This is a genomic window from Spirillospora sp. NPDC048819, assembly GCF_040650055.1.
Classification (GTDB): Bacteria; Actinomycetota; Actinomycetes; order Streptosporangiales; family Streptosporangiaceae; genus Spirillospora.
In genome coordinates this window covers 145,710-158,962 of the sequence record NZ_JBEZGN010000002.1, presented here as the reverse complement: position 1 = coordinate 158,962, position 13,253 = coordinate 145,710, and the positions used below count along the sequence as shown (strand labels likewise).

Genomic DNA, 13,253 nt, shown 5'->3' with positions numbered 1-13,253 from the left:
GTCAGGGACTCGTCAGGGAAGGGCGAGCATCCGGTCGAGGGCCGCGCGGGCGTGGTGCGCCGTCTCCTCGTCCACCTCGATGACGTTCTCCACGTCGCCGCGAACCAGCGACTCCAGTGACAGCACGAGGTGCGGCAGGTCGATGCGGTTCATCGTCGAGCAGTAGCAGACGGCCTTGTCGAGGAACATGACGTTCTTGTCCGGGTGGGCGTTCGCCAGCCGCCGGACGAGGTTCAGTTCGGTGCCGATGGCCCAGGACGAGCCGGGCTCGGCGGCCTCGATCGTCTTGATGATGTACTCGGTCGAGCCGATCTGGTCCGCGGCCGTGACGACCTCGTGCCGGCACTCCGGGTGCACCAGGACGTTCACGCCGGGGACGCGCTTCCTGACCTCGTCCACCGCCTCCGTGGTGAACCGGCCGTGCACCGAGCAGTGGCCGCGCCAGAGGATCATCTTGGCGTCGCGGAGCTGCTGCGGGGCCAGGCCGCCCTCGCGGCGGTGCGGGCTGTAGACGACGCAGTCGTCCAGCGAGAAGCCCATGTCCAGGACGGCGGTGTTGCGGCCGAGGTGCTGGTCGGGCAGGAACAGGACCTTCTTTCCCCTGGCGTAGGCCCAGTCCAGGGCGCGCTTGGCGTTGGACGAGGTGCACACCACGCCGCCGTGCCGCCCGACGAACGCCTTGATGTCCGCCGAGGAGTTCATGTACGTGACCGGGACCACGTCGTCGGCGACACCGGCGTCCTCCAGGACGTCCCAGCACTCCTCGACCTGGTCGAAGGTGGCCATGTCGGCCATCGAGCAGCCGGCGCCGAGGTCGGGAAGGATGACCCGCTGGTGGCCGGCGGTGAGGATGTCGGCCGACTCCGCCATGAAGTGGACGCCGCAGAACACGATGTAGGGCGCATCGGGGCGGGCCGCCGCCTTCTGGGCCAGCTTGAACGAGTCGCCGGTGACGTCGGCGAACTGGATCACCTCGTCGCGCTGGTAGTGGTGGCCGAGCACGAAGACCTTCTCGCCGAGGGCGGCCTTGGCGGCGCGGGCCCGCTCGACCAGCGCCGGGTCGGAGGCCGGCGGCAGCTCGCCGGGGCAGTCGACGCCGCGTTCGGTGGCGGGGTCGGCGCCGCTGCCGAGCAGCAGCAGCGGAAGGTCACTTACCGGGGTGGTCACGGCGGTCTCCCTTCGCGACGGAGGGCTTATCGTCGCTTTGACGACTAATGATGGCACATCCACGGCCCGGCCGTGATGTGACGTAGAACGCACCGTCCCCTGGCGTTAAACATGGCCGAGGAGCGGAATGGCCATGTGGCGAGGTACGTTGTCCTACGGGAAGAGGCGTACGACGTCCTCGAGGACAAGCGACAGTCCGCCGCCTCGCGCGGCGCAGCGAGACCCGGGAGCTGACACACATGACGGTTTCAGGCGAGACCACGCAGGAGACCACGCAGCAGGGCGTCGTCCTCACCGACGCCGCCGCCGAGAAGGCCAGGGGCCTGCTCGAGCAGGAGGGCCGCGATGACCTTGCGCTGCGTGTCGCCGTGCAGCCGGGCGGCTGCTCCGGCCTGATCTACCAGCTCTTCTTCGACGAGCGGGAGCAGGACGGCGACCAGATCCAGGACTTCGACGGCCTGGCCGTGCGCGTCGACCGGATGAGCGCCCCCTACCTCGGCGGCGCCGTCATCGACTTCGTCGACTCGATCGAGAAGCAGGGCTTCACGATCGACAACCCGAACGCGGGCGGCTCGTGCGCCTGCGGCGACTCCTTCAACTGAGCGAAGCCGAGCGAGAGGCGGCCGGGACACCTAGCCCGGCCGCCTCTTTCCGGTTGCCCGCGACCCTCCGGCGGTGATCTACCGGGCGATGGGGAAGTACTCTTGCCGGGTTCGAAACAGCCGGTGAACAGCCGGACGACCACGACGAGGAGAGCGACTCCGTGCGCATCGCCGTGACAGGCTCCATCGCGACCGACCATCTGATGACCTTCCCCGGGAGATTCACCGACCAGCTCCTGCCCGACCAGCTCGCCCGGGTGTCGCTGTCCTTCCTGGTGGACGAGCTGGAGATACGCCGGGGCGGGATCGCCGCCAACATCTGCTTCGGCATGGGCAGCCTCGGCAAGGCCTCGATCCTCGTCGGCTCGGTCGGCGACGACTTCGCCGACTACCGCTCCTGGCTCGAACGGCACGCGGTCGACACCGCGTCCGTGCACGTGTCCGAGATCCACCACACCGCCCGGTTCCTGTGCACCACCGACCAGGAACAGAACCAGATCGCCACGTTCTACGCCGGCGCGATGAGCGAGGCCCGCTCCATCGAGCTCAAGCCCGTCGCCGACCGCGTCGGCGGCCTCGACCTCGTCGTCGTCAGCCCCAACGACCCCGACGCGATGCTCCGGCACACCGACGAGTGCCGCACCCGCGCCATCCCGTTCGCCGCGGACCCGTCCCAGCAGCTCGCCCGCATGGACGGCCCCGACGTCCGCCGCCTCATCGACGGCGCCGCGTACCTGTTCACCAACGAGTACGAGAAGGCCCTCGCCGAGGAGAAGACGGGCTGGAGCGGCGAGGAGATCCTCTCCCGCGTCGGCGTCCGCATCACCACGCTCGGCGCCAAGGGCGTCGTCATCGACCGCGAGGGCGAGGAGGGCGTGCACGTCCCCTGCCTCCAGGTCGACGACATCGTCGACCCGACCGGTGTCGGCGACGCCTTCCGCGCCGGCTTCCTGACGGCCACCGCCTGGGGGCTCCCGCTCGAACGCGCCGCGCAGGTCGGCAACGCCATCGCCGCGCACGCCCTCGAAGCCGCCGGTCCGCAGGAGTACACCCTGTCCCGGCAGGCGTTCCTCGACCGCTTCTCCGCCGCCTACGGCTCCGCCGCCGCCGACGAGATCGCCCCCCACATCACCTGCCCCAACCCGTAGCCGCACATACCCCACGTCAAAGGGCCGCGCCCCCCGGCGCGGCCCTCAGTGTCTTCCGGCGTTCTCGCCGGTGCTCCCCAGTACGTGCGTCCCAGTACGTGCGCCCTAGTAGGTGCGCCGGATGTGGAAGCCCCAGCCGCCCTGCTGGAGGGTCTCCTCCCAGACGAAGTCCTGCGACTTCATGCGGCACCAGGCGGGGACGTCGGTGCGGGCGGCGGCGTCGTCGGCGAGGACGGCGACGACCTGCCCGACCGGGACCTCCCGGATCCGCTCGGCCAGCATGATGATCGGGATCGGGCATTTGCGGCCGAGCGCGTCGATGACGAGCACGGGCGGCGGACCGGCCGGCGCGGGAGGGGACTCGGCGGGGGACGGCGACGCGTCGCCGGGGGACGTCCCGCCCTTGGTGCGGCCTCGGAACCTCATGGGCGCGACCGCCTCCCTGTCTCGAACGTGTTCATCGCCGCCCCGCGGAGGCGGGCGACGGCGCCCGGAAGCTCGGCGAGGAACCGGTCGACGTCCGCCGAGCCGACGCCACGCGGCAGCGATACCCGCACGTTCCCGTGGGTAATCACTCCCATCGCCTCCAGCACGTGACTGGGACGCAGCGTATCCGCCGTGCACGAGCTACCGGACGAAACCGCGAAACCCAGCCGGTCGAGTTCGGTCAGCAGCGCCTCGCCCTCCACGTACAGGCACGAGAACGTCACCAGGTGCGGCAGCCGCCGGACCGGGTCGCCCACCACCTCGACGTCGGGGACCGTCCGCGGGACCTCGGAGCGGATGCGGTCCACGAGCGCGGAGACGCGGGGCGCGTCGGCCGCCATGTCCGCACGGTACGCCTCCAGCGCCGCGGCCGCCGCCACGATGCCGGGGACGTTCTCGAACCCGGGGACGCGGCGCCGCTCCCGCTCGTCGTCCGGCAGCGGGGAGCGCCACCGGGTGCCCTTGCGGACGGCGAACACGCCGACGCCGGCGGGGCCGCCCCACTTGTGGGCGCTCCCGGCGAGGAACGACCAGCCGGACGGGACGTCGTCCCGGCCGAGGGACTGCGCGGCGTCGACGAACAGCGGCACCCCGGCCGCGCGGCACGCCGCGGCGGCCTCGGCGACGGGCTGGACGGTGCCGACCTCGTGGTTGGCCGACTGCAGGCACGCGAGCGCGGTGTCCGGGCGCAGCGCGGCGGCGAACTCCTCCGGGTCGACGCGGCCCGTGCGGCCGACGCCGACGATCGTCACCTCGCCGCCGTCGCGCTCGTGCGCCTCCGCGGCGTGCAGCACGCTGGAGTGCTCCACGGCGCCGACCACCAGATGCCGGCCGACCCGGCGACGCGCCCGGAGGCCCCCGAGGACCGCCAGATGCACCGCCTGGGTTCCCGATGACGTGAACGACACCTCGTCCGGGCGGGCGCCGAGGACCGCGGCCACACGCGCGCGGGCGCGGTCGAGCAGGACGCGGGTGCTCCGGGCCGGCCCGTAGAGGCGGGCGGGGTCCGCCCAGGCGGCGTCCAGGGCTTCCAGCAGCGCCGACCGGGCGGCCGGGTGCGGCGGCTCGGTGGACGCGGCGTCGAAGTAGGCGACCTGTGCGCTGGGATCGGCCACGCGCAAACACTAACCGGGCACCCGATCGGGGGGTCGGGCGACCCTAGCGCTAGTGTGTCCACCACACGTGTAACAACTGATCTCTCCGCCCGGCAGGCCGGGCTTCATCCGTGGGGAAGGCATTCCGTGAGTCCGACCCGCTCTAGGGAGCGGCGTACGCCTGTGCGCAGTCGCCGCGCATTGAAAAGTGCCGGTGCGCTAGGGCTGCTGGCCCTGTCGACCACTGCGTGCAGCGGCAGCCGCCTAGGCATGCCCGAGCCGATCAGCATCCAGGGCGAACGCATGCTGCAGCTGTGGCAGGGCTCCTGGATCGCGGCGTTCGCGGTCGGGGGCGTCGTCTGGGGCCTGATCATCTGGGCGGTGCTGTTCCACCGCAAGCGCTCCGACGATCTGCCGCCGCAGGTCCGCTACAACATGCCGATCGAGATCCTCTACACGGCGGTCCCGTTCGTCATCATCGCGGTCCTGTTCTACTTCACCGCCCGCGATGAGAACTTCGTCGAGAAGACCACCGACAACCCCTCGGTCGTCGTCGACGTGACCGGGTTCCAGTGGAGCTGGCAGTTCGACTACAAGGAGAAGGACGCCTCGGGCAAGGAGGCGACGGTCGCGACCGTCGTCGGCCAGCCCGTGGCGCCGAACGGCCCCGCCCCCGGCAAGCCGGTGATGACGATCCCCTCGGGCGAGACGATCCGCGTGCGGCTGCACGCCAATGACGTGATCCACTCGTTCTGGGTGCCGGCGCTGATCTACAAGAAGGACGTCATGCCGGGCTACGTCAACGAGTTCGAGTTCACGGCGACCAAGCTCGGCACCTACGAGGGCCGCTGCGCCGAACTCTGCGGCGTCGACCACAGCCGGATGCTGTTCCAGCTGAAGGTCGTGACGCCCGAGCAGTACGACAAGTTCATCGCCGATTCGAAGGCCGCCCTGGCCGCGGGAGGTGGGCAGTGACCACGACGAGTCACGCACCGAGCGCGCCGATCGCCGCGCCGCGGACGAGCAAGGGGCGCGTCCTCGCCTCCTGGTTGTCGTCCACCGACCACAAGGTGATCGGCTACCTCTACCTGATCACGTCGTTCTTCATGTTCCTGTTCGGCGGCGTGCTCGCCATGGTGATGCGCGCCGAGCTGTTCGAGCCGGGTCTGCAGGTCGTCAGCAACGAGCAGTTCAACCAGATGTTCACGATGCACGGCACCATCATGCTGCTGATGTTCGCGACGCCGCTGTTCGCCGGTTTCACGAACGTCGTCATGCCGCTGCAGATCGGCGCGCCCGACGTGGCGTTCCCGCGGATGAACATGCTGGCGTACTGGTTCTTCCTGTTCGGCAGCCTGATCGCCCTGTCGGGCTTCCTCACCCCGGACGGCGCGGCCAGCTTCGGCTGGACCGGCTACGCACCTCTGTCGGACGCGGTGCGCTCCCCGGGCATCGGCGGCGACCTGTGGGTGATGGGCCTGGCGATGTCGGGCTTCGGCACCATCCTGGGCGCGGTCAACTTCATCACCACGATCCTGTGCATGCGCGCGCCCGGCATGACGATGTTCCGGATGCCGATCTTCACCTGGAACGCCCTGCTGACCTCCATCCTGGTTCTGCTGGCGTTCCCGGTCCTGGCGGCGGCGCTGCTGGCGCTGGAGGCCGACCGCAAGCTGGGCGCGCACATCTTCGACGCCTCGCACGGCGGCGCGTTGCTCTGGCAGCACCTGTTCTGGTTCTTCGGGCATCCGGAGGTCTACATCATCGCGTTGCCCTTCTTCGGCATCGTGACGGAGATCCTCCCGGTGTTCAGCCGCAAACCGGTCTTCGGCTATGTCGGCCTGGTCTTCGCGACCATCAGCATCACGGGCCTTTCCGTCACCGTGTGGGCGCACCACATGTTCGTGACCGGCCAGGTGCTGCTGCCGTTCTTCTCCTTCATGTCGTTCCTCATCGCCGTGCCCACGGGGGTGAAGTTCTTCAACTGGGTGGGGACGATCTGGCGAGGACAACTGACGTTCGAGTCGCCGATGCTCTGGTCGCTGGGCTTCCTGGTGACGTTCCTGTTCGGCGGGCTGACCGGCGTCATCCTGGCGTCGCCGCCGATGGACTTCCAGGTGTCGGACACCTACTTCGTGGTGGCGCACTTCCACTACGTCGTGTTCGGCACGGTGGTGTTCGCGATGTTCGCGGGCTTCTACTTCTGGTGGCCGAAGTGGACCGGGAAGATGCTGAACGACCGGCTCGGCCACATCCACTTCTGGATGCTGTTCATCGGCTTCCACGGCACGTTCCTCGTCCAGCACTGGCTGGGCGCCGCGGGCATGCCGCGCCGGTACGCCGACTACGCCGCGGAGTTCCAGGCGCTGAACGAGGTCTCCACAGTCTTCTCGTTCCTGCTGGGCATCTCCATGCTGCCGTTCTTCTACAACGTCTACATCACGTGGAAGCGGGGCAAGCGGGTCGAGGTCGACGACCCCTGGGGGTACGGTTCCTCGCTGGAGTGGGCGACGTCGTGCCCGCCCCCGCGGCACAACTTCAACTCCATTCCGAAGATCCGTTCCGAGCGGCCGGCGTTCGACCTGCACCACCCGCACGTGGGTGCGCAGGGCGAACTGGCCGGGACGAAGGGGGAGTAGCCGATGCGCGTCCAAGCGTTCATGTTCTACGGGTCCGCGCTGTTCTTCCTCGTCACCGACGTCGTCTACTGGCTCTGGTCCGGGGACTGGACGGGCACCACGGCGCTGGGCCTTGCCGTCGGCCTCGCCGGGCTCATCGGGTTCTACGTCCACTTCACGGTCCGGCGCCTTGAGCGCGCCAACCGAGGGCCGCTGTACGAGGACGACCCGCAGGGCAACATCGCCGACGCGGCCGGCGAGCTGGGCTTCTTCAGCCCGCACAGCTGGTGGCCGCTGTACATCGGGCTGTCCGCTGCGGCTGTGGTGCTCGGCATCGTGTTCGGCTGGTGGCTGTTCATCCTCGGGGTGGCGGCGGCGATTCTGTCGACGATCGGTCTCGTCTTCGAGTACTACCGGGGTCATTTCGCCCACTGATCAGTAAAAGAACCCCATCGGGGGCCGGTGTCCGCTTTTTTGCGGGTACCGGCCCTTTCGCATACTGGGCGCCGCTCCAGCGACCGGGCTGGGCAGGCGGACCGATCGCCCAGTGCGACGACCGGGGGGGACCACATGCGGGTGGGTGGCTCAGGACCGGGAGACCGGGGACGGCGCGCGGCCGCCGTGCTCGTCGGCGCGAGCATGGTGGCGGGGGCCGCGGCATGCTCGGGGAGCGATGAGCGCGACGGCACGGACGTGCGGCTGACCGTGTCGCCCGTCGGCGGCGGGAGCGGGCTCGGGCCCGAGAACCCGATCGCCGTCCAGGCGCACGGCGGCACCATCGAGAACGTGACGGTGTCTACGGGGAGCGGCGAGGTCGAGGGAGACCTGAACGCCGAGCGGACCCGGTGGCGCTCACGCTGGACACTGACGCCGGGGGCGGCCTACACGGTCGACGCGACGGCGCTCGGCGACGACGGCAGGACCCGGACGGTCCGGAGCCGCTTCACCACGGCCGAGGTCGGGAAGACGAACGAGGTGAAGATCGAGGCGCCGCGCAACGAGGAGACCGTCGGCGTCGGGATGCCCATCATCATGCAGTTCGACAGCCCCGTGAAGGACAGGGCGGCCGTCGAGCGGGCGTTGGAGGTGCGGTCCGACAAGGCCGTCGAGGGCGCCTGGCACTGGTTCGGCGACCAGGAGGTCGTGTTCCGGACGAAGGAGTACTGGCCCGCCCACACCGAGGTGACGTTCAAGGCCCACCTCAGCGGTGTGCGGACCGGCGGCGACATGTACGGCGGGAAGAACTACTCCCTCGGCTTCAAGGTCGGTGACTCGCAGGTCTCCACCGTGGGCGAGGACACCCACAAGATGGTCGTGAAGGTCAACGGCAAGAAGGTCCGGACCATCCCGACCAGCATGGGCAAGGGAGGGGCCCGCAAGTACACCACCACCAACGGCGTCCACCTGACGATGTCGAAGGAGGACCCCACCGTCATGACGTCCGCGTGGATGGGGATCAGCCCCGGGAGCCCCGGCGGCTACAGCCTGACCGTGTACAAGTCCGTGCGGATCTCCGACAGCGGCGAGTACGTCCACAGCGCGCCCTGGTCGGTCGGCAGCCAGGGCAGCGAGAACGTCAGCCACGGCTGCATCAACATCAGCCCGTCCAACGCGAAGTGGTTCTTCAACCTCACCCAGCGCGGCGACCCGGTGGTGGTGACCGGATCGGACCGGGAGCTCGAACCGGACAACGGCTGGGGTTACTGGCAGCTCGGCTGGAAGGACTGGGTGAAGGGCAGCGCCCTGAAGCGGCCGGTCAAGACGGCGCCGCAGAAGGACGCCTCGACGGTGTCCGCGGGCCAGGACGGGCGAGCCGGGACCGGGCAGGACGGGCAGCAGGCGGAAGGCGACTGACGGCCGGCGTCCCCCGGCCGCCCCTGCCGTCAGTCCGCCCGCGTCTCCAGCGGCGGCGGCTCCTGAACGTGGTTGACGCGCGCCCACTCGCGGGCCATGGCGATCCTTTCGGGGCCCGGTGGGTGGCTCAGCCACAGCAGGTGCTCAAGGGCGTCGGGGTCCAGGTCGGAGATGTTGCGCACCGACAGCTCGTGCTGCATCGACACGAACGTGGACGGGTCGCGGGTGAGGTTCAGCGCGTGCACGTCCGCCCGGGTCTCGATCTGCCGGCTGACGAGATTCTGGACGGGAGCGCTGATCTGCGTCCCCGCCGCGATGAGCGCGAGGACGAGCGCGATGGACCGCGGGTCCGCCGCCCCGGCGCCGGGGAGCCGTCCCGGCGGCGCGGCGGAGGCGACTCCCGCGCGGCGCAGGAGGCGCGGAGAGGTCATCAGGAGGTGCAGCAGGCACATGGACCCGGCGACGCCGAGCGCGCCCACGAGCGTGCCCCACAGGACGTCGTTGCGCTTGGCGTGGCCGAGTTCGTGCCCGACGATCGACTCGATCCGCGCGGGCGGCGACTTCAGCAGCGTGTCGTACAGGACGATGCGGCGCGTGGAGCCGAATCCGGACACGTAGGCGTTGAGCGCCGTCGTCCTGCGGGAGGCGTCGGCGACGAGGACGTCCTCGACGGGCACGCCGTCCCGTTCGGCCATCGCCAGAAGGTCGCTGCGCAGGCGACCCTGCTCCAGCGAGTGGAACTTGTTGAAGACGGGTTCGACGGCGATCGGGTAGATGAACGAGACCAGGACGACGAGGAGGAACCCGCCGGCGGCGGCGCCCGTCCACCAGTAGCGCGGGAAGCGGCGCACGACCGCGTACAGGAGCAGCAGGGCGACCGTGTAGATGACCCAGGTGACGCCGAGGGACTTGAGCTGGTCCACGAGCCACGCGGGCCAGCTCTGCGTCGACAGCCCGTACCGGCGCAGCACCGACTCGCCCCAGATGTCGAACGGGAGCCCGGCGACGCGCAGCAGCGTCGTCAAGGCGACCGCTCCGAGGACGACTCTCAACGACCAGTGCCGCAGGCGCTTCGGATGCGTGGGGTCGTCCCCCCTCGAACGGCGGGGCCGCCGGGTGCGGGCGGTGACCCGGCCGATGAACCGTGCGCCCAGCGGGGTGAGACCCAGCGCGAGGATCAGCGCCAGGCCGGTGAGGAGGCCGGCGTAGGCGGGCGGGTTGATGGCCGAGTCGAACGCCTGGGAGCGGGCGATCTCGGCGGGGGAGAAGTCCAGCGCCGGATCGGGCTCCACCTGCCCGCCCGGGACATGGTCGGGCAGCGGGTTCCACGGCGTGCTCAGCGCGATGACGGCGCCGAGCGCGGCGAACAGCACGGCGGCGGCGACGGCGGCGGCGACCCGGGGCCGCCGCATGCCACCGGCCTCACCGTCCCGGCGGGCGCCGGGCTCGGCCGGCTTCGCGCCGGCCTCCGCCTCGCTCATGTGAGCTCCCTCTTCAGGTAGTCGCGCCATAGGGCGGTGAAGCGGTCCCGGGTGAGTCCCAGCACGTCGCGCAGGGCGGTGGCCTCCGGGACGCGCCCGGCGGTCCGGTAGAGCCGCACGAGCGTCGCCTCACCGTACCGGCCGGCGATCATACGGCAGGCGAGCCAGGCCTCCTGGTAGGACTGTGAGAGGCGTGCGGAGCCGCCGGAGAACGCGTCCGCGGCGGGCAGCCCGGAGGGGACCCGTCCCGCGGCCACTTCGAGGCGCAGTTCGCCGGCCGCCGACCGGACGCCGACATCGGCCCGGAGGTAGCCGACATAGTCCGCGAAGCCCTCGATCAGCCACAGCGGGGTCGTGCGGTCGCGGGCGCCGCCGGTGGCGACATGGGTCAGCTCGTGGGTCAGGACGACGTCGCGTCCGAGTTCGTTGAGGCGGCCGAAGGTGCCGGGGGAGATGACGACACGGTCCTGGCCGCGGCCGCCGTCCGCGGACGGCGTGACGGTGGCGAGGGCGGCGATGTCGCCGAGGCTCTGATCCGGACCGGCGAGCGCGGAGGCGAGGGCCGCGTCGGCGGGCACGAGCGCGACGACCCGCCGCGCCCAACCCCGGCCGACGACGCCGGTGACGACGGGGACGGCCGCGTCCAGGCGCTTCGCGATCTCTTCCAGGCCGGGGGCCCCGGTGGTCGTGGGGTCGCCGATGACGAGGCTCGCGCGGCCCCTGACCACCGTCAGGGGGCCGCCGTCCCAGATGGCGGCGTCGTCCTCGAATCCGCGGGCGGACCCGTCGCCGACGATCGTCCAGCTGCCGGAGCTAAGGGCGAGCGTCAGGTAGCGGGTGCGGACGACATCGCCCCGGTCGAACCCCCGCAACCTGGAGCGCACCTCCATGCGGATGACCGCGACACCTTTCTTCTCGTCCATCGTCTGGGTGGCGATGGCACGTTCCTCCCAGCCGTCCAGCGGGAGCTTGCGGAGATTGCCGTACAGGCGGGACTGGACGTCCTGGAACGCGGCGGGCGCGGTGGCGACCGTCGCGAGGAAGGCGGTCCGGTCTCCGTTCCGCACCGCCCGAGCGCGGTTGGCGAGGACGGTGACGGCGTCAGCGGGGCTGAACGATCCGGCGGCCTGCGCCGCGTCGGCCGGTGGGGTCGCGCGGGCGTCCGGCGTCCCGTCGTCGCCGGAACGCGTGCCGAGGAGCCCCGCGCCGGCGCCCAGCAGCACGGCGGCCCCGCCCGCGCCCAGGGCGAGTGCCCTGCGGCGCGTGACGGGGCCGCCGTGTCCGGCCTGCCCGGGACCGTCCTCCATGCGCGTGATCCTATGCAGCCGGCGGAGGAGGAGGGACGTCAGGACTTGTACTCGGGGTAGCCGTAGCCGACGACGGTGCCGGTCGAGCGTTCCCTGACCCGGACGGCGTTGTCGGTGTTCCCTTCGACCGCCTCGATGGTGCCGTCGTCGATCTTCTTGGTCACCATGCCGACGTGGACGATGTCGCTGATGTCCTTGCCGCCGTTCCAGGCGTAGAAGACGATCGCGCCTGGCTTGGGCTCGCTGCCCCAGCGCCCCTGGTCCCGGAACCACTCGGCGTGGGCGACGGTCCAGGCGTCGCTGCCGAACTGATCGCTGAGGCCGATCTGCTCGCCGATCCATGAGATGAACATGTCGCACCATGCGGCGTCGTCGTACGCCTGAACGGAGCCGCCGTCGCGTGCGACGGTCTCCTCGGCCCGGGTGGATTCGACGTACCACTTGTTGAACTTGGTCTCGCCGCTGCCGTCCTCGGTGATGCCGACCTGCGATTTGGCGAGCTTGATGGCCTCGTCGGCGGTGGGCCGCGACTCCTCGGACGGCTTCTTGGGAGCGTCGGGCTTCGGCTCGTTCTTTTCGGGGCGCTCGCCTTCCTCGCCGCCCTTGCCGGACTTGTTCCGCTTCTCGTCCTTGGAGTCGGACCTGTCCTTGGACGAGGACTTGGAACCGGACCCGGACTTGCCCGAGTCCTCGCCGGCGGCCGGGCCGGCGGCGGTGGCGTGGGTGGGAGCGGCGGCGAACGGCAGGACCGACGCCTGCGCGGTGGCGGCGGCGGTGCCGAGTACGGCGGCGCCGACGATCACGCCGCCGGTCGTCCGCCAGGTGATGGCGAAGGTGCCGGGTTTGCGGTGCTTGCCCGGTGACTTTCTGCGATGCGTGCCTGGCACGGGGGATCTCCTGACTTCCATGCCGCCTACCGGGTTAGCTGACGGGTTCGGGCGTGGAAGCCGCCCTACGGCCTGCTGGGCAGGCCGATTCACCCCGAAAGGACACAGTGGGTCCCCGGCTCCGCGTTCCCCGCGCGTCTGGGCAGGGTGAACCGCGGACTCGGCGGTGGCGGCCCGGGGGCGGGCGCGCCGGTTCGGATGGGGGGCTCCGCCGGGCGGGGGCGCCCGCACGGAGTGAAGGGGAGAGCAGGGCGTGGCCGCACTCGGGCGGCCACGCCCAGGTAACGCTGCGGGTTTCACTCCTTCTTCTTCCAGACGCCTACCGGGTTAGCTGACGGGTTCGGGCGTGGAAGTGGCCCTACGGCGGGCTCTCACCGTTCGGTGGCGAGAGACGCACCGATTCACCCCGGGTGCCGGAATGCCCGTCCAGGGACGGTCCCTGGACTCCGGCGGATGTGGGTCCCCGGTTCCGCGCGTCGGCGGATTCGGCGCTGCCGCTGCGATCCTGGGGGCGTGATGGGGCCCGAGCGCGGGACCTGTCTCCCGCGTGCGAAAGAGCGGCGCCTGATGTTGTGCGTGCGGACGGCGGCCCGTTTGCGGGGACCGTCC

The 13,253-nt window shown here is 70.7% G+C and carries 12 protein-coding genes and 2 riboswitches; of the genes, 6 read left to right on the top strand and 6 right to left on the bottom strand.

Features of this window, described 5'->3' with window-relative positions; genetic code table 11:
• Window positions 1-12: 12 nt before the first annotated feature.
• On the bottom strand, window positions 13-1,167 hold the full coding sequence (nadA, locus tag AB0C35_RS03810; protein ID WP_358450160.1) for a quinolinate synthase NadA: 1,155 nt from the start codon (window positions 1,165-1,167) through the stop codon (window positions 13-15).
• A 239-nt stretch (window positions 1,168-1,406) separates the two neighbouring features.
• On the opposite strand from nadA, the gene AB0C35_RS03805 reads away from it, so the two are divergent.
• Both AB0C35_RS03805 and AB0C35_RS03800 read left to right on the top strand, forming a co-directional pair.
• Window positions 1,407-1,769: an iron-sulfur cluster assembly accessory protein gene (locus AB0C35_RS03805; RefSeq protein ID WP_358450158.1), complete on the top strand. Its 363-nt coding sequence runs from the start codon at window positions 1,407-1,409 to the stop codon at window positions 1,767-1,769.
• A gap of 161 nt (window positions 1,770-1,930) precedes the next feature.
• Entirely contained in the window at window positions 1,931-2,917 is a 987-nt protein-coding gene (locus AB0C35_RS03800; protein ID WP_358450156.1) for a carbohydrate kinase family protein, read from the top strand.
• A 105-nt stretch (window positions 2,918-3,022) separates the two neighbouring features.
• On the opposite strand, the gene AB0C35_RS03795 is transcribed toward AB0C35_RS03800, so the two are convergent.
• A complete protein-coding gene (locus tag AB0C35_RS03795; RefSeq protein WP_358450154.1) occupies window positions 3,023-3,343 on the bottom strand; it encodes a sulfurtransferase TusA family protein in 321 nt (106 codons plus the stop codon).
• Complete coding sequence (locus AB0C35_RS03790; protein WP_358450152.1) at window positions 3,340-4,518, bottom strand: cysteine desulfurase family protein; 1,179 nt, start codon at window positions 4,516-4,518, stop codon at window positions 3,340-3,342. Before AB0C35_RS03790 ends, AB0C35_RS03795 begins: the two co-directional genes overlap by 4 nt.
• Before the next feature lie 249 nt (window positions 4,519-4,767).
• On the opposite strand from AB0C35_RS03790, the gene coxB reads away from it, so the two are divergent.
• The 4 genes from coxB to AB0C35_RS03770 all read left to right on the top strand — a co-directional run bounded on the left by coxB (window position 4,768) and on the right by AB0C35_RS03770 (window position 8,969).
• Complete coding sequence (gene coxB / locus AB0C35_RS03785) at window positions 4,768-5,472, top strand: cytochrome c oxidase subunit II (protein ID WP_358450150.1); 705 nt, start codon at window positions 4,768-4,770, stop codon at window positions 5,470-5,472.
• Window positions 5,469-7,136, top strand: coding sequence for a cytochrome c oxidase subunit I (gene ctaD / locus AB0C35_RS03780; RefSeq protein ID WP_358450148.1), 1,668 nt, complete (start codon window positions 5,469-5,471; stop codon window positions 7,134-7,136). The genes coxB and ctaD overlap by 4 nt, the downstream gene beginning before the upstream one ends.
• Before the next feature lie 3 nt (window positions 7,137-7,139).
• Window positions 7,140-7,550 carry a cytochrome c oxidase subunit 4 gene (locus AB0C35_RS03775; protein WP_358450146.1) on the top strand — a complete coding sequence of 137 codons (411 nt, stop codon included), beginning with the start codon at window positions 7,140-7,142 and terminating at the stop codon, window positions 7,548-7,550.
• A 135-nt stretch (window positions 7,551-7,685) separates the two neighbouring features.
• Window positions 7,686-8,969, top strand: coding sequence for an Ig-like domain-containing protein (locus AB0C35_RS03770; RefSeq protein ID WP_358450144.1), 1,284 nt, complete (start codon window positions 7,686-7,688; stop codon window positions 8,967-8,969).
• A 29-nt stretch (window positions 8,970-8,998) separates the two neighbouring features.
• On the opposite strand, the gene AB0C35_RS03765 is transcribed toward AB0C35_RS03770, so the two are convergent.
• The 3 genes from AB0C35_RS03765 to AB0C35_RS03755 are packed head-to-tail and all read right to left on the bottom strand — an operon-like array spanning window position 8,999 to window position 12,644.
• Entirely contained in the window at window positions 8,999-10,450 is a 1,452-nt protein-coding gene (locus AB0C35_RS03765) for a M48 family metallopeptidase (RefSeq protein WP_358450142.1), read from the bottom strand.
• Complete coding sequence (locus AB0C35_RS03760) at window positions 10,447-11,757, bottom strand: hypothetical protein (RefSeq protein WP_358450140.1); 1,311 nt, start codon at window positions 11,755-11,757, stop codon at window positions 10,447-10,449. The genes AB0C35_RS03765 and AB0C35_RS03760 overlap by 4 nt, the downstream gene beginning before the upstream one ends.
• 38 nt (window positions 11,758-11,795) lie before the next feature.
• Complete coding sequence (locus tag AB0C35_RS03755) at window positions 11,796-12,644, bottom strand: CHAP domain-containing protein (protein ID WP_358450138.1); 849 nt, start codon at window positions 12,642-12,644, stop codon at window positions 11,796-11,798.
• Between the two features lie 8 nt (window positions 12,645-12,652).
• Window positions 12,653-12,820: riboswitch (cyclic di-AMP (ydaO/yuaA leader) on the bottom strand.
• A gap of 125 nt (window positions 12,821-12,945) precedes the next feature.
• Window positions 12,946-13,145: riboswitch (cyclic di-AMP (ydaO/yuaA leader) on the bottom strand.
• Between the last annotated feature and the right edge of the window lie 108 nt (window positions 13,146-13,253).

Coding starts and splice junctions, on each gene's coding strand:
- AB0C35_RS03805 (WP_358450158.1), top strand. CDS start 1,407: ATGACGGTTTCAGGCGAGACCACGCAGGAGACCACGCAGCAGGGCGTC.
- AB0C35_RS03795 (WP_358450154.1), bottom strand. CDS start 3,343: ATGAGGTTCCGAGGCCGCACCAAGGGCGGGACGTCCCCCGGCGACGCG.
- coxB (WP_358450150.1), top strand. CDS start 4,768: ATGCCCGAGCCGATCAGCATCCAGGGCGAACGCATGCTGCAGCTGTGG.
- AB0C35_RS03775 (WP_358450146.1), top strand. CDS start 7,140: ATGCGCGTCCAAGCGTTCATGTTCTACGGGTCCGCGCTGTTCTTCCTC.
- AB0C35_RS03770 (WP_358450144.1), top strand. CDS start 7,686: ATGCGGGTGGGTGGCTCAGGACCGGGAGACCGGGGACGGCGCGCGGCC.
- AB0C35_RS03765 (WP_358450142.1), bottom strand. CDS start 10,450: ATGAGCGAGGCGGAGGCCGGCGCGAAGCCGGCCGAGCCCGGCGCCCGC.
- AB0C35_RS03760 (WP_358450140.1), bottom strand. CDS start 11,757: ATGGAGGACGGTCCCGGGCAGGCCGGACACGGCGGCCCCGTCACGCGC.